The sequence below is a fragment of the Sorangium sp. So ce185 genome (assembly GCF_051526825.1).
GTDB lineage: Bacteria > Myxococcota_A > Polyangia > Polyangiales > Polyangiaceae > Sorangium > Sorangium cellulosum_D.
The window spans coordinates 6,453,113-6,476,203 of the sequence record NZ_CP150316.1 but is presented as its reverse complement, the minus strand read 5'-3'; the positions used below and the strand labels follow the sequence as shown (position 1 = coordinate 6,476,203).

At 72.2% G+C, this 23,091-nt stretch carries 15 protein-coding genes; 9 read left to right on the top strand and 6 right to left on the bottom strand.

Features of this window, described 5'->3' with window-relative positions; translation table 11 throughout:
- Positions 1 to 88: 88 nt before the first annotated feature.
- Positions 89 to 1,222 (top strand): acyl-CoA dehydrogenase family protein, encoded by a 1,134-nt coding sequence (locus WMF26_RS23790; RefSeq protein ID WP_438002150.1) that lies wholly within the window; start codon positions 89 to 91, stop codon positions 1,220 to 1,222.
- Between the two features lie 21 nt (positions 1,223 to 1,243).
- Here WMF26_RS23790 and WMF26_RS23785 read toward each other — a convergent pair whose 3' ends face one another.
- From WMF26_RS23785 to WMF26_RS23775, 3 genes are all read right to left on the bottom strand, one after another.
- Positions 1,244 to 7,264, bottom strand: coding sequence for an AAA family ATPase (locus WMF26_RS23785; RefSeq protein WP_438002149.1), 6,021 nt, complete (start codon positions 7,262 to 7,264; stop codon positions 1,244 to 1,246).
- A gap of 61 nt (positions 7,265 to 7,325) precedes the next feature.
- Positions 7,326 to 8,312: a response regulator gene (locus tag WMF26_RS23780; protein ID WP_438002148.1), complete on the bottom strand. Its 987-nt coding sequence runs from the start codon at positions 8,310 to 8,312 to the stop codon at positions 7,326 to 7,328.
- A gap of 651 nt (positions 8,313 to 8,963) precedes the next feature.
- Entirely contained in the window at positions 8,964 to 9,572 is a 609-nt protein-coding gene (locus tag WMF26_RS23775; protein WP_438002147.1) for a TolB family protein, read from the bottom strand.
- Positions 9,573 to 9,715: 143 nt separating this feature from the next.
- On the opposite strand from WMF26_RS23775, the gene WMF26_RS23770 reads away from it, so the two are divergent.
- From WMF26_RS23770 to WMF26_RS23760, 3 genes are all read left to right on the top strand, one after another.
- A complete protein-coding gene (locus WMF26_RS23770) occupies positions 9,716 to 11,518 on the top strand; it encodes a hypothetical protein (protein ID WP_438002146.1) in 1,803 nt (600 codons plus the stop codon).
- Between the two features lie 526 nt (positions 11,519 to 12,044).
- The gene (tkt, locus tag WMF26_RS23765; RefSeq protein WP_438002145.1) at positions 12,045 to 14,033 is read left to right on the top strand and encodes a transketolase; all 1,989 of its coding nucleotides are present in this window, start codon (positions 12,045 to 12,047) and stop codon (positions 14,031 to 14,033) included.
- 384 nt (positions 14,034 to 14,417) lie between these two features.
- Positions 14,418 to 15,365 (top strand): AEC family transporter, encoded by a 948-nt coding sequence (locus WMF26_RS23760; RefSeq protein ID WP_438002144.1) that lies wholly within the window; start codon positions 14,418 to 14,420, stop codon positions 15,363 to 15,365.
- Positions 15,366 to 15,524: 159 nt separating this feature from the next.
- Here WMF26_RS23760 and WMF26_RS23755 read toward each other — a convergent pair whose 3' ends face one another.
- Positions 15,525 to 17,075: an Hsp70 family protein gene (locus tag WMF26_RS23755; protein WP_438002143.1), complete on the bottom strand. Its 1,551-nt coding sequence runs from the start codon at positions 17,073 to 17,075 to the stop codon at positions 15,525 to 15,527.
- 46 nt (positions 17,076 to 17,121) lie between these two features.
- Here WMF26_RS23755 and WMF26_RS23750 point away from each other — a divergent pair, with 46 nt between their 5' ends.
- From WMF26_RS23750 to sigJ, 3 genes are all read left to right on the top strand, one after another.
- Positions 17,122 to 17,364: a hypothetical protein gene (locus WMF26_RS23750; protein WP_438002142.1), complete on the top strand. Its 243-nt coding sequence runs from the start codon at positions 17,122 to 17,124 to the stop codon at positions 17,362 to 17,364.
- A 163-nt stretch (positions 17,365 to 17,527) separates the two neighbouring features.
- A complete protein-coding gene (locus tag WMF26_RS23745) occupies positions 17,528 to 17,959 on the top strand; it encodes a carboxymuconolactone decarboxylase family protein (RefSeq protein ID WP_438002141.1) in 432 nt (143 codons plus the stop codon).
- Position 17,960: 1 nt separating this feature from the next.
- Positions 17,961 to 18,890, top strand: a complete 930-nt coding sequence (gene sigJ, locus WMF26_RS23740; RefSeq protein WP_438002140.1) for an RNA polymerase sigma factor SigJ — start codon at positions 17,961 to 17,963, stop codon at positions 18,888 to 18,890.
- A gap of 9 nt (positions 18,891 to 18,899) precedes the next feature.
- Here the strand turns inward: sigJ and WMF26_RS23735 are convergent, their stop codons facing one another.
- The gene (locus WMF26_RS23735; protein ID WP_438002139.1) at positions 18,900 to 19,733 is read right to left on the bottom strand and encodes a helix-turn-helix domain-containing protein; all 834 of its coding nucleotides are present in this window, start codon (positions 19,731 to 19,733) and stop codon (positions 18,900 to 18,902) included.
- Positions 19,734 to 19,941: 208 nt separating this feature from the next.
- Between WMF26_RS23735 and WMF26_RS23730 the strand changes: the two genes are divergently transcribed.
- The gene (locus WMF26_RS23730; RefSeq protein WP_438002138.1) at positions 19,942 to 20,814 is read left to right on the top strand and encodes an NAD(P)-dependent oxidoreductase; all 873 of its coding nucleotides are present in this window, start codon (positions 19,942 to 19,944) and stop codon (positions 20,812 to 20,814) included.
- Between the two features lie 19 nt (positions 20,815 to 20,833).
- The gene (locus tag WMF26_RS23725) at positions 20,834 to 21,616 is read left to right on the top strand and encodes an SDR family oxidoreductase (protein WP_438002137.1); all 783 of its coding nucleotides are present in this window, start codon (positions 20,834 to 20,836) and stop codon (positions 21,614 to 21,616) included.
- Positions 21,617 to 22,114: 498 nt separating this feature from the next.
- On the opposite strand, the gene WMF26_RS23720 is transcribed toward WMF26_RS23725, so the two are convergent.
- Positions 22,115 to 23,035: a transposase gene (locus WMF26_RS23720; protein ID WP_438002136.1), complete on the bottom strand. Its 921-nt coding sequence runs from the start codon at positions 23,033 to 23,035 to the stop codon at positions 22,115 to 22,117.
- Between the last annotated feature and the right edge of the window lie 56 nt (positions 23,036 to 23,091).

The window sequence follows — 23,091 nt, the reverse complement described above, 5'->3', positions numbered from 1 at the left end:
ATGATTCCAATGGCTTGCGCGGATTTTACGGCCGGCCGCGGCCCGCGCCGGGTTCCGGGGGAGCCGCCGCAGCCTACACTGCCGTCGCATGTCCCCCGCATCGCCCACGCCGCCCGCCGGGGCCGACGCGATCGCGCCGCTCGAGCGCGCCCGCGAGCTCGCGGCGCTCGTGCTCGCTCCGGCGGCGAACACCACGGATCAGGCCGATAGCGTCCCGCGCGAGCACCTCCGCGCGCTCGCGGGCGCCGGTCTCCTCGGGATCGCGACGCCCGCGCGCTACGGCGGCCTCGGGGCGCCGGCGCGGGTCGCGCGCGAGGTCCTGGAGATCCTCGCCGGCGCCTGCGGGGTGACCGCGTTCGTCCAGATGCAGCACGCCACCGCCGCGTGCCCGCTCATCGCGCGCGGCGACAACGAGGCGCTCAAGGAGCGCGCCCTGCCTCGCCTGGCCTCCGGAGAGCGCCTCTGCACCGTGGGCTTCTCGCACGTCCGCCGCCCGGGACCGCCGATGGTCCGGATCGAGCCCGACGGCGACCACGTACGACTCGACGGCACCGTGCCGTGGTTGACCGGCCACGGGCTCGCCGACGACGCGGTCATCGCCGGTACGCTCCCCGACGGCCGCCTGATGTACGTGCTGACGCCGCTCTCGGCCGGCGACGCCATCGAGGCGTCCGCGCCGCTCCGCCTGAGCGCGATGAACGCCTCGGCCACGGTGTCGCTGACGCTGCGCGCGCTGCGCGTCGGCCCCGAGCAGGTGATCGCCACCGTGACGCGCGAGCAGCAGGCCGCCCGCGACGTGGCGGGCCTGCTGACGCCGGCGGCGCTGTCCCTGGGCGCGGCCGGCGCCGCCGCCGCCCTGCTCGCGTCGCTGGCCGAGCGCCGCGGCGACGCGCAGCTGGCCGGCGCCGCACGGGCGCTCGAGGACGAGCGGGAGGCCGCCCGCGCCGAGGTGAACGCATGGGCGGACCAGCCCGAGGCCGAGGGGTACGCCGAGCACGCGGTCCGCGCCCGCGCCTCGTGCGTCGATCTCGGCGTCCGCGCCGCGCACGCGGCGGTCGCCGCGACCGGCGGCAGCGCGAACCGCCTGGACCACGCCGCGCAGCGCCTCTTCCGCGAGGCGATGCTCTACTCGCTCACGGCCCAGACGCGCGATCTGCAGGCGGCGACGGTGCAGCGGCTGCTCGGCCGGGGCGCCGGCGCGATCGACCGCGCGCGGCCGTGAGGGCAGGGGCCGCGCGGCGCCCTACGCCGGTTCCTGGGGAGCCGCGCGACCTTCTTCGATGCGGTCCGCGCCGCCTTCGGCGTACGCGCCGACGAACTCCCGCAGCTTCCGGGTCTGGTAGCCGCGCGCGAGCGCCGTGAGCTGCTCGATCCAGGGCGTGAGCCGCGGGTCGTGCAGCCGGAGCCGCTCCGCCTCTTCCAGGATCCTGTGCACGAGCCCCTTGCTCGCGAGCGCCGACAGCGTGGCCAGGTCGTCGGCCGAGGGCGGCGTGAGGCGCCCGCCGTCGCCGTCGCCGTCGGCGGCCCGCTCGGCCGGCGAGCCCTGCGCGGGCGCCTCGTCGCGGCGGAGCCACTCGACGCCGAGGAGGCGCGATATCTTGTCGAGGAGGGCGCCCGCCTGGATCGGCTTGGGGAGGAAGTCGTCGCAGCCGGCAGCGGCGCACTTCTGCTGCTCGGCCTCGGCGACGCTCGCCGACGAGGCCAGGATGGCGACGCCCCGGAGCTCGGGCATGCGCCGGAGGCGGCGCGTGGCCTCGCAGCCGCCCATGCCCCGCATGTACACGTCCATCAGGATGAGCGCCGGCGCGCGCTCGGCGGCCACGCGCAGCGCCGCTTCGCCGCCGTCCGCTTCGCACAGCTCGAAGCCGAGCGGGCCGAGGAGCCCGCGCACCACGGCGCGATTCTGGGGGTTGTCGTCGACGATCAGGATCGTGCGGCGCTCCCCCCGATAGCCGACGATCGCGTCCCACCGCCGGGCCTCGCCCGGGCTCGCCGCCTGCTCCGCGGGTCGCGCCTCGGCGAGCGGGAGCGTCACGGTGAACGCGCTGCCCTCGCCGACCTCGCTCTGCACCTCGATCGCCCCGCCCAGCTGCTCGACCAGCTTCCTCGTGATGGCGAGGCCGAGCCCGGTGCCCTCGCTCCTCGCGCCCTGCTCGCCCACCTGCTCGAAGGGCTCGAAGATGCGCGACAGGTGCTCCGCGGCGATCCCGGGACCGGTGTCCTCGACGCGGAAGCGCACCATCCGCCCCGCGGGGACGCGCTCGTCCAGCACGTCGACCCGGAAGAGCACGCCTCCGCGCTCGGTGAACTTGATGGCGTTGCCGAGGAGGTTCAAGAGCACCTGCGTCAGCCGCTTCTCGTCGGCGCGGACGGCCTCGAGCGCCGGGCCGCGCAGCTCGTGGGTGAACGCGATCCCCTTGGCCTCGGCGCGCACGCGGCACAGGTCGACGACCATCTGCACGAGCGCAGGCAACCGGACCACCGTCACGACGGCGTCCATCTTGCCCGCCTCGATCTTGGCCAGCTGCAGCAGGTCGTTGATGAGCGAGAGCAGGTGCTGGCTCGATTTCTGGATGACGCTCAGCCCGTCCCGCCACGCCGGCGGGAGCTCGGGCGTCCGCTCCAGGATCTGCGCGTAGCCGATGATGCCGTTGAGCGGCGTGCGCAGCTCGTGGCTCATGCTGGAGAGAAAGTCGCTCTTGGCCTGGCTGGCGCGCTCCGCCGCCTCCTTGGCGACGCGGAGCTCGGCGGTGCGCTCCTTGATCTTGGCCTCGAGGTCCCGGTAGAGGAGGGCGTTCTCCACGGCGATCGCGGCCTGCGCGGCGAGCATCGACAGGAGCTCCACCCGCCGCTCGGGGAACGCCGCGGGCACCTCGCGGTGCTCGAGGTAGAGCACGCCGAGGAGCCGCCCTCGATGCGAGAGCGGCAGCGAGAGGAGCGAGAGGACGGGGTGCGCGGCGAGGTACGGATCGGCCGCGAAGCGCGCGTCGGCCCGGGCGTCGTCGGCCACGACCGGCTCGCTCGTGCGCGCGACGTAGTTCACGACCGTCCTCGCGATGTCCGCGCTCTGCGAGAGCGGCTCGGACAGGCCCGTCTCGATCCGGCCTCCGTGCACCGAGAGCCGCGCCACCAGCGAGAGCTCCTCGCCCTCGGCCAGCAAGAGGGCGCCGCGCTGCGCCCCGGCGCTCTCCAGCACGAGCTCCATCAGCCGGCCGACGACCCGCTCGGGGTCGAGCTCGCTCGACAGCGCCCGCGCCGCGCGCACCGCGGTGTTCACGTCGAGCTGCGCGCCGCCGGCGACGCCGGTGGTGGTCAGCGTGGAGACGCCCGTCGTGAGGCGGCGCTCCGCGGCCGAGGGCTGAGCCGGCGCGCGCAGCAGGGCGGGCCACCTCGCCTCCAGGTGGGCGACGACGGCGTGCGCGCCCCAGCGGAGATAGGCGTCCCGGGCCTCGCGCAGGTACAGCGCGCCGATGCGGCGCCTGCCCGCCTCCAGGTGGAACTCGGCGGAGAGCTGGGCCGCGAGCGCCTCGATGTGCAGGAATCGCTGCCCGCGCGCGAGCTCGATGGCCTCGTCGTACCTGGCCATGGCCTCGTCGGTCTTGCCTTGCACGCGGGCGTGCTCCGCCTCGAGGAGGCGCAGCTTGTGGAGGAAGTTGTCCGCGCTCCCCTCGGCGAAATACCGGAGTCGCGCGAGGCCGTGCTCGATGTGCTCGCGGAGCCTGGCCCGCTCCTCCGCGTCGGTGACCTCCAGCCAGCACCGCGCGGCCGCGAGCGCGAGCCAGAGCGGCACGTCGGTCACCGGCGGAAAGCCGAAGATGGACATGCGGAACTGCTCGGCCTCCCGAGCTCGCGCGAGCGCCATCGGAGCGGCGCCCGCGGCGAGGAACAGGTGGGCCTCGAGGATGCGCGCGAGCTCGGCCGCCATCACGTCCCCGTCGGCCAGGAGGGAGCGGGACCCTCGTGAAAACGGCTCTTCCGAGCGGAGCCTCCCCGCGCCGTCCGCGGTCGACAGGAGGCCGCACCACGAGGCGACCGCCTCGAAATAGTGGGTCCCGAGCGCGGTGCCCGCGCGCTGCATCAGCCCCCAGCGGGCCGCGCGGTGCGCCTCGATCTGGCCGAGCGGCTGGCCGCGCCACACCCGGTAGTAGAACAGGTCGCCTTCGAGCCCCCAGCTCGCCCCCTGGAACGAGCCGACCTTCAGGCCGGTCGCGCAGGTCCGCTCGAAGATGGGCGCCATCTCGTCCGCGGGGCGGACGTAGGCCGTGTACTGGCCCTCGAAGGACAGGCACTCTGCGAGGAAGGGGGACGCCACGCGCTCGGCCGCGCGCACGCCAGGCCCGACCCAGCTCGCGGCGCGGCGATAGAGCCCCGTGGTGAGCGACCACACGTTGGCGAAACAGACGATGATGAAGGGAGAGACCGGCGTGAGCACGCCCTGCCGCCGCACCCGGTGCACCGCGCGGACGATCACGAGCGCGGACAGGATCGGCTGGCCGCCGATCGCCGCGCAGACCATCAGGTGCATCGTCAGCGCGTCGACGAGCACGTGCGCCGGCGATGGATCGGGGGGCATCCGGTCGAACGCCTCCGGGTCGCCCTCGAACCATCGATCCAGCTCGGCGGACTCCTCGAGGAGCGCGGCGCGGCGGGCCTCGTCGGTGTCCGGAAACACGACGTCCTGCTCCGCGAGCGCGGCGAGCCCCAGCTCCACCCCGCGCGCGAACTGGCCTGCTGCCTGGATGCAGCGGACGCGGAGCTCCTGCACCGAGAGCCTGGCCAGCGCCGGCAGGGGCATCGCGAGCAGCCGTGCGGACCGCGCCTCGACGTCGTCGAACTCCCGCATCAGGAAGGCGGCCTCGAGCCGCTCCAGCGCGAGCTCCGCGGACAGCGCCGGGTGCTCGCGCCACGCGTCGTCGCCGAGCAGCGCCTGCCCCGCCTCGGCGAGGCTGGCGAGGAGCCGGTGCGAGCTCGCCGCCTTCGCGGCGCGGGCGGCCTCGAGGTTCAGGCGCGCGAGCGACGCGCGCTCGTCCTCGGCGTCCATCCGCGCCGCGCCCAGGTTCAGGTGCCGCACCAGCTCCAGGAGCTGCTGCGGTGTGCCGCCCTGCGCCCGGTGCCGCGCCCAGAGCCGCCGGCCGATCTCCAGGTGCGCCAGGACGCGCTGCTCCGGCGAGGCGCGCTCGTAGCTCGCCTGTTGCACGCGGTCGTGCAAGAAGCGGTATTCCGCGTCCGGCGCGCCTTCTCCGCTCTGCCCCAGCGCCTGCGCCGTCCGGTAGGCTCCGTCGGCCGGCACCAGGAGCTCCTCCTGCAGCGCGGGCCACAGCGCTCCGGTCACCCGGGCGCGCTCCCACCCGCTGAGCCGCTCCAGATCGTGGAGGTGGAACGTGTGCCCCGCGCACGCCGCGAGCCCCAGGAGCTGCTGGGTCGCCTCGGGCATCTCGCGCACCTTGTCCGTCAGGAAGGCCACGACGTTGTCGGTGATCTGCGCCTGCTCCAGGTCCTTTTGCTCCCAGCGCCACGCGCCGCTCTCCGGGTCGCGGACCACCTTGCCCTGCTTGTGCAGCGAGAGCAGCAGTTGCTCCATGAAGAACGGGTTTCCTCGGGTCTTGTGCCACAGCACCCGGGAGAGCGGCTCGACCCCCGTCACCTCGCTGTCGAGCGCCCGCGCCGCCCACGCTTGCACGTGCGCCTCCGACAGGGGGCGCACCGACATCCTCGACACCCTCGCTCCGCTCTCTTCCACCGACGAGACGAGCCTCCACAGCGGGTGCTCGGGGGGCGCCTCGTTGTCGCGGTAGGCCGCGATCACCAGGAGATCGCCGCGCTCCGCGTCGGTGAGCAGCGTCTTCAGGATCTCGAGCGTGGCGCTGTCGGCCCACTGCATGTCGTCGAGGAACATCACGAGCGGCGCGTTCGGCGCCGTGACCGCCCGCACGAAGTCGAGCCAGGTGAGCCGCTGGCGGGCGAGCACCTGATCGCCCTGCACCGGCGGCACCGGCGCGAGCTCGCCCATGATCCGGTCGAGCTCCGGCACCACGTCGGCGATGAGCCGCGCGTTCTCGCCGACGTCGGCCTCGATGCGCTCCCGCCACGCGCTGAGCACCGGCTTCGGGCTCGCCAGCCACTGCTGCATGAGCGCCCCGAACGCCTGCGCCATGGCCGCGTACGGCGTCGACCGCGCGAGCTGGTCGTGCTTGCCCGAGATCAAGAGGCCGCGCCCTCGGGCCGCGATGTCCCCGTAGACGGTGCGCACCAGCGCCGTCTTGCCGATGCCGGACGGCCCGCCGATGAGCACGAGCTCCGCCGCGCCCTCGGCGGCGCGGGCGAAGCACGCGCCGAGGCGCTCGCGCTCGCGCTCTCGCCCGACGAGGACGTCGGGCAGCCGCAGCTTGTGCGAGAAATCCCTGCTCCCGAGCGGGAACCGCTCCACCGCGCCGCGCTCGCGCCACAGGCGGAGCGCGCGCTCCAGGTCTTCCGCTGCGCCCCGGGCCGTCTGGTACCGCCGGTCGGGGTTCTTCGCCAGGAGCCTTCCCGCGATGGCCGCGACGCCCGGGGGCACCTCCGGGGCGACCTCGTCGAGGGCGGGCGGCTCCCTGGCCAGGTGCGCGTGCACCAGCGAGAGGGGGTCGCGATCGGTGAACGGCAGCCGACCCGAGAGCGCCTCGAAGAGCGTCACGCCGAGCGAGTACAGGTCGGTGCGCGCGTCGATCGCCCGCGCCGTGCGGCCCGTCTGCTCCGGCGACATGTACGCGAGCGTCCCCTCGAGCCCTTCGGGGATGCTCGCCGCCGTCGCCTCCAGCGGCAGCGACGAGGCGATGCCGAAGTCGAGCAGCTTGACCTGCGAGTACGCCGCATCGACGAGGACGTTCTGCGGCTTGACGTCCTTGTGGGTCACGCCCGCCGCGTGCACGGCCTCGAGGACCCGCGCGAGGAGCGCGCCGAGCCTCAGCCCCGCGTCCACCGGCAAGCGCCCTCGCTCGGCGAGGACGCGATCCAGCGACCGGAGGCCGGGGTCCTCGAGCGCCAGGCCGACCGCGCCGCCCTGCTGCACGAGCTCCCGCGCCCGCGGCACCCCGGGCACCGCCCCGAGCTGCGTCAGGATCTGATGCTCATGCAGGAGGCGCCCCGTCACGCGCGAGCTCGGCTCGGGCGTCGCAGGGAGCTTGAGCACCACCCTGTCGCCCGAGGGGCGATGGACCGCGCGGCACACGCGGGTCTCGGTCCCTTCGTGCAGCACCTCCCCCACAGCGTAGTCTCTGAGATCCATCCCGGTTCAGCTCCTCTTCAGGTCCGGCGGAGATGCCGGGGAACGACGATTCATCAGGACATCAGAGCTCGCGCGCGCGTCGACGACGGCCGCGCGTCCGCAGCGCGTGCTCCACGCCCGACTGCAGGGTGGCCTTGGTCACGACGTGATCGAGGTGCAGGTCGAGCCGCACGAGCGTCTGCGCCGCCTCGGCGCGGATGCCGGTGACGACCGTTCGCGTGCCGAGCAGCGACAGCCCCTTCGCCGCTTGCACGAGCATGTGGGCGACCGTCTCATCTACCGATCTGACGCCGGTGATGTCAATGATGAGGTGGTCCGCCCCGCGCTCGCTCGCGCCGTGGAGCGCGGTCTCGACCGCCTGCCTGGCGCGCTCGACGTCCACCGTGCCGACGAGGGGCATCACGAGGATGCCATCGATGATCGGGATGAGCGGGGCGGAGAGCTCGAGGAGCCGCTCCCGCTGGGCCGCGATGATCTGGTCTTGCAGCGCGGCCCTCGCGGCTTCGGCGCGCTCGCTCTGGAGCAGCTGGTCGGAGAGCCGAGCGTTCGTGTCGCGCAGCGTTTGCACGGCGTCCGCCAGCGCCTCCTCGGCCCTGGCGCGCTCCCGGATCTCCTCCGAGAGCCTCCGATTCTGCTCCTCGACGGCCCGCGTCGCGCGCCGGAGCGAGATCTGCGTGTGCACCCGCGCGAGGAGCTCGGTCTTCTCGAACGGCTTGGTCACGTAGTCCACGGCGCCCACGCGGAAGCCCTGGATCCTGAACTTCGCTTCGGCGAGCGCCGTCATGAAGACGACGGGGATGCTCCGCGTCGCCGGGTCGGCCTTGATGCGCTGGCACGTCTCGAACCCGCTGAGGCCAGGCATCAGCGCGTCGAGCAAGATGAGATCTGGCTGAGTCAGGCAGGCCAGCTCGATCGCCTCCTCGCCGTCGCACGCGACGGCGACCTCCAGCCCATCGGAGATGAGCGCGTCCGACAGCACGTTCAGGTTGTCCGCGCTGTCGTCCACGATGAGGACGAGCCCGGCGGGCCGAGATTCTTGCGCTTGCATAGGTGTCTGCCAGTCTCAGGGGGCCCGAAGGCGCCTCCTGGGCTTGGCCGGCGTGTCCCGCCGGACGGCGAGCGAGCAAACGCACGCGCGGTGAGCTGGCATCTCTGTCACGGAAGGCATCTTTCTGGCATCTTGACGTTCGTACCATGGGATGGCCGGCGTTAACACGTCTTTTGTAGGCTGTAGGCGGCGGGCGATTGGGCGGGGGTAGGCTGAGCCACACCGGGCGTCCCATCATGCACGCACGCCCACGTCGGTCACACGTCGGTCACGTCGGCGCTGCTGCCGGCTGACCTCGGCGTGGTCCGTGCCGAGGCGGTTCGGACGCCCAGCGCGGCCTCATTGCCGTCGCGTGTGGCCGCCGCAAAGATCGGCTGATCGATGGCGTGGGTCAAGGTGGGTGCGAGAGCGCTCGACCCCATGAGCCGATCGAGGGGCGGGTGGGCCTCGACGAATCAGGGGATCGCCGCATCGCCGCGTCCCGCAGCCGACCGCGAACGATGCCGTGGGTACGAGCGGGATAGAGAATGGGTCGAGTGCCATGCTCGCGGGGTCCCGCTCGGTCTGGTTCTCTTCAAACGCTTCTGGGTCTCTCGCTGTGGCGGAAATGGGGTGAGGTGAAGCCGGACCGGGTTGAGGGCAGGCGTCTGTTCATGGTGCGATGCGGCGTGTTTCGTAGATGTCGGTCCCGCCGGAGCGCTCCGAGGAGAAGAAGAGGATGGACCCGTCCGGCGACAGGTAGGGATCGTTCTCGCGCGCGTCGGGAACGTTCACCTCCTCCAGCGGCTGCGGCGGTTCGAAGGTGTCGTTGGTCCCCGGCCGTCGCGCCCAGTACAGGTCGTCCCCTGAACGGAACAGGATCTGCCGGCCATCATCGAACAGGAAGGGCGCCAGCTGGTCGCCCGCGTCGTTCAGCTCGGCGAGCGGGACGAACTCGCCCCATTCGTCCAGCGGGCGCTCGCGGGACGCGATCGCGAGGTCCCAGCCCTGGGTATCAGGCCCGTTCAGCCCGACCACGACGCGGAGCTCGGGCAGGTCGACGTGCGGGTTCATCGCCTGCGTGCCGTCGTCGTGACCGGGATTGAGCGCGTCAGGTTGGGGCGCGGGGGCGCGAGCAGACGGCGCTGCGACCCCCTGATGCAGGAGCCATCCGCGACGTTCGTGCGGCTTCTGGAGCGCTCGTCGATATCGGCAGAAGCCCGCGCCGGATCCTCGGGCCGTACTGTTCTCCGGGGTGAATGCGCGCGCGCGTCGCGGCATCTAGCACATCGTCGCCTGAGTTCTCCGGGGTGAATGCGCACGCGCGTCGCGGCATCTAGCACCTCGTCGCCTGAGCTCCGCCCGCGTCCAGGAGCGGGGTAGCGCTCGGGATATCTGTTGCCAATCAGCGAAAGATGGAGCGCATGGGATACAAAGGCACCGGGGTATGGCATGGGCTCAGCGGGGCCGCGATGCTAAGAATGATGCTGGCGATCGGCTGCACGATCGAAGTGGGGGGCGGCGGCGGCGGCGGCGGAGAGCCGGCGACGGGCGGCGGCGGCCAGGGCGGCATCGGCGGCGGCGAGCCGGCGACGGGCGGCGGCGGCGGCGGCGGAGAGCCGGCAACGGGCGGCGGAGGAGAGCCGGCGACCGGCGGCGGCGGCGGAGGAGAGCCGGCGACCGGCGGCGGCGGCCAGGGCGGCATCGGCGGCGGCGGAGGAGAGCCGGCGACCGGCGGCGGCGGCCAGGGCGGCATCGGCGGCGGCGGAGGAGAACCGGCGACTGGCGGCGGCGGCGGCGGCGGAGAGCCGGCGACCGGCGGCGGCGGCGGCACAGCTGTTTGCGTGCCGGGGTCACAGCTGAGCTGCTACTCGGGGGGCCCCGGGACGCAAGGGGTAGGGCTCTGCACCGCCGGCGTCCAAACCTGCCTGCCAGACGGCTCTGGCTATGGCTCGTGCACCGGCGAGGTCACGCCATCGGCCGAAGACTGCGCCACGAACGCCGACGAGGACTGCGATGGCGTCGGGCAATGCGCGCCTGTGCCGCTGTGGTCCGCCGGTCTGGGCGGCGCTGGCAGCGACGCCGCGTACGCCGTCGCCACCGACGCCGCGGGCAATCTCTATGTGACGGGCTGGTTCGAGGGGACGGTCGATTTCGGCGCGGGGCCGCTCGTGAGCGCAGGAGCCAACGACGTGTTCTTGCTCAAGCTCGACCCGGCAGGCCATGCGATATGGAGCAGGCGATTCGGCAGCAGCGATTACGGGGAATCAGGAACCAAGATCGCGCTCGACGCGAGCGGCAACATCCTCCTCGGCGGGGATTATGGCGGCGCCTTCTTCGACGGTCCGCCGCCCGTCGACTTCGGCGGCGGCCCGCTCCCCTGGAACTATGATTTCTCCACGAGCGCCGTCTTCTTGGTCAAGCTCGATCCGGACGGGAACCACCTCTGGAGCCGCGGGCACATCGTCCCGACCGGCGCGTTCTCGGTCAACCTACGAGACATCGCAGTCGATGCCGCGGGCAACTCCGCTGCACTGCTCGCCTACCCGAGCTCCGTCGATGACGGCATGAGCTTCTTGACGTACAACGCGGCGGGCGAGTACATGTGGGGGTTTACCCATCGGACGTTCGTCAGCTCTCCAGGCGGCGTCGCCATGGACAGCGCCGGCAACGTTCTGGTGGCCGTGGCGCACTCGTCGGGCGCGGGGACATGTCCCTGCGACTACGCCTTCCGCGTCGAGAAGCGGGTCCCTGCGGGCACCGTGCTCTGGCGAAAGGTCGTGTCCGGACCGGACGCCTGGGACGACGGTGGCGAGGCAAAGGATATCGCCGTCGATCCCGAGGACAATCTCCTGATCGTGGGCCGCAGCCTGGGAAATCTGGATCTGGGCGGTGGACCAATCCCCGCCGGGACGCACTTCGTGGTGAAGATGAGCCCGCTCGGCGACTACATCTGGCACCGAGAGGCACCGAGTGACGCCGTGTTCGCGGACTCCGCCGGGAACGTCATCGTCCTGGGAGAAGGGTCGATCGTCAAGCTCGATGCTTCCGGCGCGGAGCTCTGGCGCCGCACGTTCACGGGCACGCCGGCCACGATTCGAGGCCTGGCGACCTATCACGACGACCGACTCGTGCTCGTCGGCGACTTCACGGGTACAGTCGACTTCGGCGCCGGCCCGCTCACCGCCGCAGGCAGGGACGGCTTTGTGACGGTCCTAGCTCCCTGACGTACGCGATCGCGCTTGCGTCAGGGGTGACGGATCCCGGTGTCCGCGAGCTCCCACGACGCCGGAGCCGGCGCTCGCTGCGCCATCCCACCCGCGCCGTCCTGCCAACCTGGGTCGGGTCGGCCAACCTGGGTCGGGTCGGCCAACCTGGGTCGGGTCGGCCAACCTGGGTCGGGTCGGCCAACCTGGGTCGGGTCGGCCAACCTGGGTCGGGTCGGCCAACCTGGGTCGGGTCGGCCAACCTGGGTCGGGTCGGCCCGGCCAACCTGGGTCGGGTCGGCCAACCTGGGTCGGGTCGGCCAACGTGGGTCGGGTCGGCCAACCTGGGTCGGATCGCGCGCACCGCTGCACACTTCCAGCCTGACCAAGCTGGCGATCCGCGATCCCCGCGCATCCCGAGAAAGCGCGGACTTCGAGCGCGCGCCGAGGAGCCCTCCAGGCAGACCAGACGCCGCTCGGCCGGGGGAGGGAGGGCAGGGTGAGCGAAAGGGCGCGCTTCTTGACGAAGTAGGTTAGAGTGCGCGCCATGCCTGATTTCGCCAAGCTCGCCGCCGCGTGCACGATGGCCCGCGGCCTCGCCATGGACGCCGTCCACGCCTGCTCCTCCGGTCACCTCGGCCTGCCGCTCGGGGCCGCCGAGATCGGGGCCGCTCTCTATGGCGACCTCCTCCGTCACGACCCGAGCGAACCGCACTGGCTGAACCGCGACCGCTTCGTCCTGTCCGCCGGCCACGGCAGCATGTTCCTGTACGGCTGGCTGCACCTCTCGGGCTACCCGGTGTCCATCGACGACATCCGCCGCTTCCGGCAGTGGGAGTCGAAGACGCCCGGCCACCCGGAGTACCACTACACCGAGGGCGTCGAGGCGACGACGGGCCCGCTCGGTCAGGGCGTGGGCAACGCGGTGGGGCACGCGGTGGCCGCCAAGATGCTGGCCGCCCGCTACAACACCCAGGAGCACACGATCTTCGATCTCACCGTCTGGTGCCTCGCCGGCGACGGCTGCCTCCAGGAGGGCGTGGCCGCCGAGGCGGCCGCCTTCGCGGGACACTTCAAGCTCGACAACCTGATCCTCATCTACGACGCCAACGACGTCACCCTCGACGCCATGGCCGTGAAGACCCAGAGCGAGGACACGTCCAAGCGCTTCGAGGCCTACGGCTTCGAGGTGCTCCACATCGAGCAGGGCAACGATCTGCAGGCCGTCCACCGGGTGCTCGGCCAGGCGCGGGCGTCGAAGAGCGGCAAGCCGAAGTTCGTCGTGGCCCACACCCTGATCGGCAAGGGGATCCCCGAGGTCGCCGGGACGCAGAAGGCGCACGGCGAGGGCGGCGCCAAGTTCGTGGACCAGGCGCGCAAGAACCTGGGGCTCCCGCCGGAGCACTTCTACGTGAGCGAGGAGGTCAAGCAGTTCTTCGCGAAGCGCAAGGAAGAGCTCGGCAAGGCGCGCGCGGCGTGGGAGTCGACCTTCCAGGCCTGGCGCGCGAAGAACCCGGAGCTCGCGCAGAAGCTCGACGAGGGCACCTCGCGGAAGGTGCCCGCCGATCTCGACGCGCGCGTCCCCGCCTTCGCCGCCGGCACCAAGGTCGCCACGCGCAAGGCCGGCGAGACCGTGCTGCAGGCCGTCGCCGAGGCGGTGCCCGCGCTCATCGGATCGAGCGCGGATCTCTACGGCTCGACGTTCAACTACATCGCGTCGAGCACCGACTTCGATCCGGAGCACCCCGGCGGCCGGAACATCCGCGCGGGCATCCGCGAGCACGGCATGGGGGCGATCCTGAACGGCATCGCCTACCACGGCGGCCTGCGCCCGAGCGGCGCCACGTTCCTCGTGTTCGCGGACTACCTGCGGCCGAGCATCCGCCTGGCCGCGCTGTCGCACCTGCCGGTCATCTACATCTTCACGCACGACTCGGTGGGCGTGGGCGAGGACGGGCCGACGCACCAGCCCGTCGAGACCGTCGCCGGGCTGCGCGCCATCGTCGATCTCGACGTCATCCGGCCGGCGGACGCCGAGGAGACGGCCGGCGCCTGGATCGCCGCGCTGGAGCGCACCGACGGGCCGACGGTCCTCGCGCTCACGCGGCAGGCCGTCCCGATGCTGCCGGGCGACGCCGCCGCGAAGCGCGAGGGCGTCCGGCGCGGCGCCTACGTCCTCGTCAAGGAGACGGCGGCGCTCGAGACGATCCTCATCGCCACGGGCAGCGAGGTGCAGCACGCGGTCGAGGCCGCCAAGCGGATCGGCCCCGGCGTCCGCGTCGTCTCGATGCCGTGCGTCGAGCGGTTCGCGCGCCAGGACCGCGGCTACCGCGAGGCCGTGCTGCCCGCGGCGTGCACGCGGCGCGTCTCCATCGAGGCCGGCGTCACCTTCGGCTGGCACCAGTGGGTGGGCTCCAAGGGGCTCGCCCTCGGGATCGACCGCTACGGCACGAGCGCCCCCGGCGACATCGTGATGGACCGGCTGGGCATGAATCCGCAGGCCGTCGTGCAGGCGGTGCAGGACCTCGTGCCCTGAGCCTCGGGAGAGCCGCCCGCCGAGACGCCAAGGACGCCAGGGAGCAGCGCTCTCTCGGCGTCCTTGGCGCCCTTTCCTCTGCTGTTCCGCCGGTCGCCGGCCGGCTATAGTCCGCCGCGGTGCGCTGCCGGCTCTGCACTTCACCGCTCGCTTACATCCATGGCCACGCCGCCTGCGTGAACGGCCGCTGCCCGATGTTCGGCGCCAATCAGGCCGAGTGCTGCAGCGGCGAGACCGCGGAGAGCTGCCCTGCCGCGGCCGACGACGGCGCTGCGCCGCGGTCGCCGACCGGGAGTCCGGGAGGGCGCGCGCCGTGACGCGAGCCGCTCGATCGACGAGAGCCCTGGAGACGCGAGCGCTGGACGCCGCGCGCCGCGGAGCTACATGCCGCCCGTGCCGTCGGGCGACCTGATCTCGCAGCTCCTCGCCCTCTTCGCGGTGCTCGGGGTCGGCGTGCTGCTGCGCGCGCTCGGCCGCGGCGGCCAGGCGGACGCGGCAGCCCTGAACCGGCTTGTCATCGACGTGACCACGCCGGCGCTGATCGTCTCCGTGCTGCGCCGCTCCGGCATCGGACACGGCGCGTGGGGCGCCGTCGCCGCATCGACGATCGCGCTCTTCGCGTGCGCCCTCGCGGGCGTCGCGGTCGCGCGCGCCCTCGGGCTCCCGCGCGCCACGCAGGGCGCCGCGGGCCTCGTCGGCAGCTTCTCCAACACCGGGTTCCTCGGCGTCCCCGTCGTGCTCACCCTCTACGGGCGGGCGGGCGACGCGGCGGGGACGGCGATCCTCGTCGACAGCATCGTCACGATGCTGATGCTCTGGACCTTCGGCGTCGCGCTCGCCGCGCGCATGGGCGCGGGCGGCGACGTGGACGCGCGGAGCTTGCTCCGGGTGATCCTGCACCCCAACGTGCTGTCGATCGCCGCCGGGCTCGCGCTTTACGCGCTGCCGATCCCCTTGCCGACGTGGGTGGAGCGCGCGCTCGACGCGCTCGGGAGCGCGACCCCCACGCTCGTGTTCCTCGCGCTCGGCCTGAGCCTCGACCTGCGCTCGCTGCGCGGCCGCGTGCGGCCGCTCGTCGCCGTCGCCGCGGTGAAGCTGCTCGTGGCCCCGGCGGTCGCGCTCGGCGCCGCGGTCGCGCTCGGCCTCCGGCGGCCGGTGTCCGAAGTGGCGGTGCTGCAGTCGGCCATGCCGACCTCCATGGTGTCCGTCATCGTCGCCGCGCGGTACGGCTGCGACGGCCAGTTCGCCGCAGCCACCGCGGTCGTGACGACGCTCGGGGCGCTGGCGACCCTGCCGGCCGTGATCGAGGCGCTGCGCCGGCTCCTCGCGTGACGCGCGTGACGCGCGTGACGTCGGAGGATCGCGGGCGAGGCCGCTTCAGATGGCGATCCTCGCCCGAGGCGCTGCCCCGGTAGCGCGGCGCCGTCCAGCGAGGGCGCGGCGCGCGCGGCCGAGATCAGCGCGGATGCCTCCAGGCCGCGGCCGGCGCGGTCACGCGCCGACCTGATAGACGCGCTGGTAGCCCGCCTCGACGTCGGTGATCGTCACCTCGACGATGCCGTGCGAGGTGATCGCGTACTGCTCCTCGATCAGCGGCCCCTCGTTGGTCATGCGCTGCACCGGCACGGCGGCGATCTCGGCGGCGCGCTCGCGGAGCCGCCGGTCGAAGGGGAACACGACCTCGTTGAACGCCGTGATGTCGCCGTGGGGCACGCCGAGCCGGTCGAGCGCGGCGCACTCGACGAACCGGTAGCGGCCGACGTTGTGCGCCGCGCGGTACACGCGCCGCGAGACCACCGGCGCCTCGTGGCTCGACGGGACGCGCGCCTCCCGGTCGAAGATCGGGTCGAACACCACCTCCTCCCCGCCGCTGCTCTCCCGGAACACCCCGAAGTGGCGCGACAGCCGGTCGGACAGCTCGAAGCCCGCGTCCTCGTCGACGGCGATGGCGAGCCCCATCGCGATCGCCGCTGAGGGGTAGGGGGAGCGATGGACGCGGCGCCCGAAGCGCTCGCGCAGCGTCCGCGCGACGACGGGCAGCGAGCTCGCGCCGCCGACGACGTAGATCCCCGCGATGTCGGCGAGCGCCTCGCCCGCGCCGGCGTCGAGGCGCGCGATCACCGGCTGCATCGCGGTGATCGTCGCCTCCACGAGCGGCACGCACCGGTCGTAGAAGTCGGAGGCCGAGATCGTCACCTCGTGCGCGGGCGCGAGCTCGCCGAGGCACGCCTCCAGATCGATCACGATCCGCCGGGAGTTCGGGTTGAGGCGCTCCTTCGCCTCGCGGCACTGGTCCGCGAGCGCCGCGAGCGCGCGCGCCGGCAGCGCCTCGCGCTCGATCTTGGCCGCGGCGAGCGCCATCTCGCTCAGCGCGGCGTCGAAGTCGTCGCCGCCGAGGTGGTTCAGCCCCGCGGTCGTAACGGCGTCGTGGCTCCGCCCGGTCATGTGGACCAGCGAGGCGTCGAACGTGCCGCCCCCGAGGTCGTACACGACGATGTGCTCGCGCTTCGACGTGATGGTGCTGCGGTAGCGGTGCGTGTACTCGAAGCCGGCGGCCGAGGGCTCGTTCAGGAGCGCGATGACCTCGAAGCCGGCGCGGCGGAAGGCGTCGAGCGTCACGAAGCGCTGCGTCCCGTGCGCGTTCGCCGGGGTCGCCACGACGCAGATGAGGCGCCCGTCGTCGTCCTTCTTCTTGGGCCGGTTCGACCGGTGCAGCACGGCGTCGCGGAGCGACCTCAGGAACAGGGTGAGGAGATCGAGCACCCGGAGCTTCGTCCCGCCGATCTCGACCTCGAAGTCGGGCGACGCGCGCGGGCCCGAGAGCACGCGCTTGAACGAGCGGAGCACGGTCCACTCCGGGTCCGAGGCGACCGCGAGGGCGTCGAAGCCGAACCGGAGCTCCCCCTGCCGCTCGGCCGCCACGGAGGGGTAGAAGTCCACGGGGTCCCCCGCCGTGTCCTGGAAGCTGATGACGGGGTAGTTCCCGCGGTCGCAGCACGCGACCACGGTCCGCGTGGTCCCAAAATCGATCCCGAGTCGCAAGGCGGGTCTCCTCCGGCCCGCATGCTGCCACACTCGGCCTCCCGCGGTGCAGCTCGCTGCACGCGGCCCGCGGGAATGTCGGGGCAATGGCCGCGACTTCACGAAGAAGGAGTACGACGGCAACCCCGTCAGCCGGCTGCACCTCCGCGTCCTGCCGCGCGACGGGGCGCCCTACGAGGTCACGATCGACTGGATCGCGCACACCGAGCTCATGATGCTGAGCCCCGGGCGCGTCGTGCCGGTGAAGGTGCACCCGAGGAAGCCCCGGGCGGTCGTGATCGCCGCCTGAGCGCGCGGCGCGCCCCTCGCCGCGAGTCGGTTGTGCGCTGTAAAATTCTTGTGATATGAAAAATTGCGCTGAGCGAGCGCCGGGTCGCCCAGGCGTCACAGGCGGGGAGGCTGGATCGTCGTCAGGTGGAGGGGCCCGCGGGCCCCGGACAAGGAGAACCACCGTGAGCGACAGAACCGCTGTGAAATACGAGCAGGAGATCCCGGACGTGCTGCAGGCGCTGGCCGGCGTGCACAAGGCGATGGACAAGCACGGCTTCGACAGGAAGATCATCCACCTCGTGCAGCTGCGCGCGTCGCAGATCAACCAGTGCGCCTTCTGCGTGAAGATGCACACGCGGGAGGCGCGCCAGGACGGCGAGACGAACGAGCGGCTGGACCGGGTGGTCGTGTGGGAGCACGTCAGCGATTTCAGCGAGCGCGAGCGGGCCGCGCTCGCCTGGACCGAAGCGCTGACCGTCCTCGATCGTCGGACCGACTATGCGGCCTTGCGCACGCGACTGCGGGAGCACTTCTCCGAGCAGGAGATCGGCGTCCTGACCTCCGCCGTCGCCATGATCAACCTGTGGAACCGCATCCAGGTGTCGAGGCACTGAGATGACCCAGGAGGACGACGTCGCGGCGTTCGAGGCCACGAGGCCCATGCTCCTCGGCCTCGCCTACCGCATCCTCGGCTCGCGCGCGGAGGCCGAGGACGCGGTGCAGGACACGTTCCTGAAATGGCAGAGCGCCGACAGGAGCGCGATCGAGAACCCGGCCTCGTGGCTCACGACCCTGTGCACGCGCCGGTGCATCGATCTCCTGCGGGCCGCCCGCAACGCCCGTGTCGACTACGTGGGAGCCTGGCTGCCAGAGCCGATCCACGCGTCGACCGCGGGCGAGCCTGGCGAGCGGCTGTCGCTCGCGGCGTCGCTCCAGACGGCGTTCCTGCTGGTGCTCGAGCGCCTCACCCCGAAGGAGCGGGCGGCGTACCTGCTCCACGAGGTGTTCGACGTGTCCTACCCGGAGATCGCGGCGACGCTCGGCCTCCAGGAGACCACGTGCCGCAAGCTTGTCTCGCGGGCGCGCGCCAACGTGGCGCAATCGAAGGTGCGGCACACCACCCCGCTGGACCGGCAGGAGCAGCTGCTCGCCGCCTTCCAGACGGCCGTGGCGAGCGGCGGAACGGAGCAGCTGTCGGCGCTGCTCTCGGACGAGGTCGAGCTCTGCGCCGACGGGGGCGGCAAGGTGCCGACCCTGCGCGAGGTCCTGCGGGGCAAGGCCGAGGTGCTCGAGTTCGTCGGCCGCGCCCTCCACGCGTACTGGGGCGACTACACGTGGGAGGCGACGGACATCAACGGGGGCCGGGGCGTCGTCCTGTGGAAGGACGGTTCGGCCGTGGGCTGCGTGTCGTTCGCCTACGACGAGCACGGCGCGGCGACGAACGTCTACATCGTGCGCAACCCCGACAAGCTGGCCCGCCTGGGCGAGGGCGGGGGCGACGGCGGAGGCGGGGTCGCGCCGGGCGGCGCGGGCGAGGCCGGCTGATCGGGCGGATCAGCGCCTGGGCGAGCGGCGCGCCAGCGCCGTGGGCGTGACGCCGAGGACGCGGCGCATGCACCGCGCCATGTGGCTCTGGTGCGCGAACCCCGCCTCGATCGCCACCTGGCTGGCGGGCAGGTCGCCGCGCGCGAGCAGCGCCTTCGCGCGCTCGACCCGGCGCTGGACGACGTACTCGTGCACCGGCAGGCCCGTCGACCGCTTGAACAGGGTCTTGAGGTGCGAGGCGCTGATCTCGGCGACGTCGGCCAGCCGCTCCAGGGACAGGTTCTGGTCGAGGTGCTCCTCGATGTAGGCCGTGACGCGCCGCAGCTGCTGCGGCGACAGCCCGCGTTGCGACCGGGCCGGCGCGGCGAAGCGGCCGAGCAGGTGTACGGCGAGGGCGAGGCCGAGGCTCTCCGCATAGAGGAGCCCGTTCGGGTGGCCGGCCATGCGCTCGGCGTCGAGCGCCCAGGCGATGTGCTCGATCTGCGGATCCCGGAGCTGGTGGCGCAGATCGAGGCCGGCCGTGTCGGGGTCGCGCCCCATGTCCATGGCGGCGCGGCGCACGAGCGACGCGGGCAGCTCCAGCAGGAGCGAGGTGTTCGGGTCGTCCTCGTGCCAGACGTCCGCGAACCCGGCGGGGAGGACGTCGGTGTCGCCGCGCGTGTAGAGGAACCGGTGGACGCCGCACGAGCCGCGGACCGGCGGGCCCGTGAGCATCCTCAGCCGGTGGTTGGACGAGGGCTCGAGGGCGACCACGCCGCCCGGGGTCTCGAGGACATCGACGCGCGGCCCGAGGCGAGGCCGGGGCGCGCTCGCCGCGTGGTCCTGTGTGCCGGTGGCTCGCATCGACGGCGAGTATTCACCGGCGTCCGGCCGCGCGCCAGACCACCGGCGCGCGGGCGCCCCGCAGCGCGGGCTGCGCGGGGCGGCCCGCCGCTGGCCGAACGTGCTCTCCGCGCGTCCAAACGTGCGCGACGGGCCGGCGCGCGGACCGCATCCATGGCGAGCGCCAACGCCTGCCATGGACGGCGGGCGCGTCAACGGAGGACATCCTATGAGTGAAGTCTCGGTTATCGGCCTGGGTCGCATGGGCATCGCGCTCGCCGGGGCGCTGCTCCGGAGCGGCGCCCGCGTTACCGTCTGGAATCGGACGAGCGCGAAGGCCGAGCCGCTGGTCGCGGAGGGGGCGGCGCTCGCGTCGAGCGTCGCAGCCGCCGTGCAGGCGAGCTCGGTCGTCGTGGTCTGCGTCGCCGACTACCAGGCCACGTACGGGCTGCTGGAGGCGACCCAGGTTGCCGCCGCCCTCGCCGGAAAGGTGCTCGTTCAGCTGAGCACAGGGACGCCGAAGGACGCGCGCGACGGGGAGGCGTGGGCGAAGGCGCGAGGGGCCGATTACCTCGACGGCGCCATCCTGGCTATCCCGAGCCAGATGGGAAAGCCCGAGAGCAGCATCATCGTCTCGGGTTCGGCCACGGCGTTCGAGAAGAGCAAGGCGCTCCTCGAGCGCATGGCCGGCACCGTGTCGTACCTCGGCGGGCAGGTGGGCTCGGCGTCGGCCCTGGACCTGGCCTTCATCTCGTTCGTCTTCGGAGGGCTGGTCGGCTTCTATCACGGCGCTCGCATCTGCGAGAGCGAGGGCCTGCGCGTGGGCGATTTCGGTTCCATGATCGCCGACGTCGCGCCGGCCGTGGGCGGGATGATCAAGCAGGACGGCGACGCGATCCAGGTCGGGACCTACGAGAGCCCGGAGAGCTCGCTGGAGATGTGCGCGCGAGGCGCCGAGATCGTCCTGCGACAGGCCCGGGAGGGGAGGATCGACGCCGTGATTCCGGCGTTCACCCAGGGGCTCTTCCGGAAGGGCGTCGCCGCGGGCTACGGCGCCGAGTCTCCGGGCGCGCTGATCAAGGTGCTGCGGGAGGCAACCTGAGTTGCTGAAAGGACGGGTCATGAAGAGCTACGCAGGGAAGAAGGCGGTCGTCACCGGTGGGACCCACGGCATGGGGCTTGCCACGGTCAAGGCGCTCCTCGACGGAGGCGCCGAGGTGCTGCTCACCGGCAAAAACGAGAGGAATGTCGAGGCGGCGCGGCGCGAGCTCGGTTCGAGGGCGAACGTGGTGCGATCGGATATGGGGAGCATGGCGGACATCGACGCGCTCTTCGCGATCGTGAGGGACACGCTCGGGCAGAGCGACTTGCTGTTCGTCAACGCCGGTGTCGCGAGCCTGGAAACGCTGGACCAGGTGACCGAGGCCTCGTACGACTGGACGTTCGGGGTCAACACGAAGGGGGCGTTCTTCACGGTACAGCGGCTGGTTCCGCTGATGCGGGATGGAGGAGCCATCGTCTTCACGACGTCGATCGCCAACGAGGGCGGCAGCCCCGGCATGAGCGTCTACGCGGGATCGAAGGCGGCGCTGCGGTCGTTCGCGCAGGTCTTCGCGGCGGAGCTGCTGCCGAGGCAGATTCGCGTGAACGCGGTGAGCCCCGGGTTCATCAAGACGCCGACCATGGGCATCGCGGGCGCATCCGCGGAGGCGCTGGCGGCCTTCGAGCAGGAGGGCCGCGAGGTCACCCCGATGAAGCGAATCGGCACGCCCGATGAGGTGGCTCGCGCCGTGCTGTTCCTTGCCTTCGAGGCGACCTTCACCACGGGCGTCGAGCTGCCCGTCGATGGCGGCCTCGGTCAGGGCATCGTGACGCCTCACGCGTCACCTGCCCCGGTCACCTGACCCCGTCACGTCACCTGACCCGGGTTCACCGGCCTCCTGCCTACCCGACCCAGGTCGCCTACCCGACCCCGCCTACCCGACCCAGGTTGGTTGACCCGACCCAGGTTGAGGTTGACCCAGGTTGAGGTTGACCTGACCCAGGTTGAGGTTGGCCCCACCCAGGTGAGGTTGGCCCCACCCAGCCTGGTGCGCGTCACCCGAACCGAGGGGTACCCCGCGGGCGAAACCCCGACGGCGGCGCGGCCGGCCCAGGGCAACCCATCAATCCGGGGGCTTCGACCGGCGGCGGAACAGTCGCTGTCGTTCAAGCAGAGACGCGGCGGCTTGGCTCCGCGCCATGCTGACGTGGCGCGGCATGACGCATACGCGGCCATCCTCGGAGCGCTTCACCGCGGACCCGCCACCCGCTCCGCCCCCATCACACGCACGTTCCCCAGGACCATGCGGAGAAGTGTCCCTCTCCAACCCGTCGCGCGCGCTCTCTCTCCGCGTGCGGTGCTATCCCGTGCTCACCGGGTCATCGACGCTGGCGCCGTGAAATGTGCACATCCACCACGTCCCCACCGGGAATAAAACGCTGCGCACGCCAACACGCCATCGTTCGAGCGCAGCACGGTACGACGCGCGAAACGCGCGTACGGCGGCAGCAGCGGTTCGCCAGGCGTCGCCCTGGTCACGGCCGACGGCAAATGTCGGATTGCGCCCGCGCAGGCCCTCGGAGCTTGTGGCTCGCTCATAAGGCGATTTTTTAGTGACTTGCTCGGCGCCCACGAAGCGGAGCCCTCTCCGCTCCATGTCCGCATGCGCAAGCTCTTCCTGGCGCTCGAGCTCCGCAGCGACCTGACGGCGAAGGCTTTCCGCATCCTCCGGCGCGATGTCCGGCGGCAGCGCCAGCGGCAGCGTCGCTTCCTCGACCCACTGCGGGTTCGCCGGGTCGAGATACACCGAGGGCCGTGTCGCGCGCAGCACGCCACGGCCGAGCTCACCCACATGTACCTTGACGCCCGGCCATTCCGTCGCATGCCGGACCAGACCAGCGGCCACAGGGTTCGCGAGCACGTAAGCGATTTTTTCGACCACCGCGGCCGGCGTCATCAGCCGTACCACGCTCGTGGCCTCGTGGTCCCATACGGGCCCTTCCCACTCGCGCAACACCTTCGTCCCCAGAGCGACGAGGCGGTGGAAATACTGCAAGAAGCGCGGCAGTACGCCCTGCACATCGGTCACCACGAGGTGCAGATGCGTCGACATTGCGCAAAGAGCGTGAACCTCGACGCCGTAGCGGCGGGTTGAGACTGCGAGGGCGTAGACCAAGAGCTGGTTGATGGCCGCATCGGGGCGCAACAGGAAATGACGGCGTAGGACGCGACGGGTGACCAGGTAAGTTGCGCCGGCAGCGATCTCGCGAGGCTGGCTCATGGTTGGCGTGCAGAAGCAAGCGTTGTACCGTGATCCGGTGTGAATCATTTCAAGGG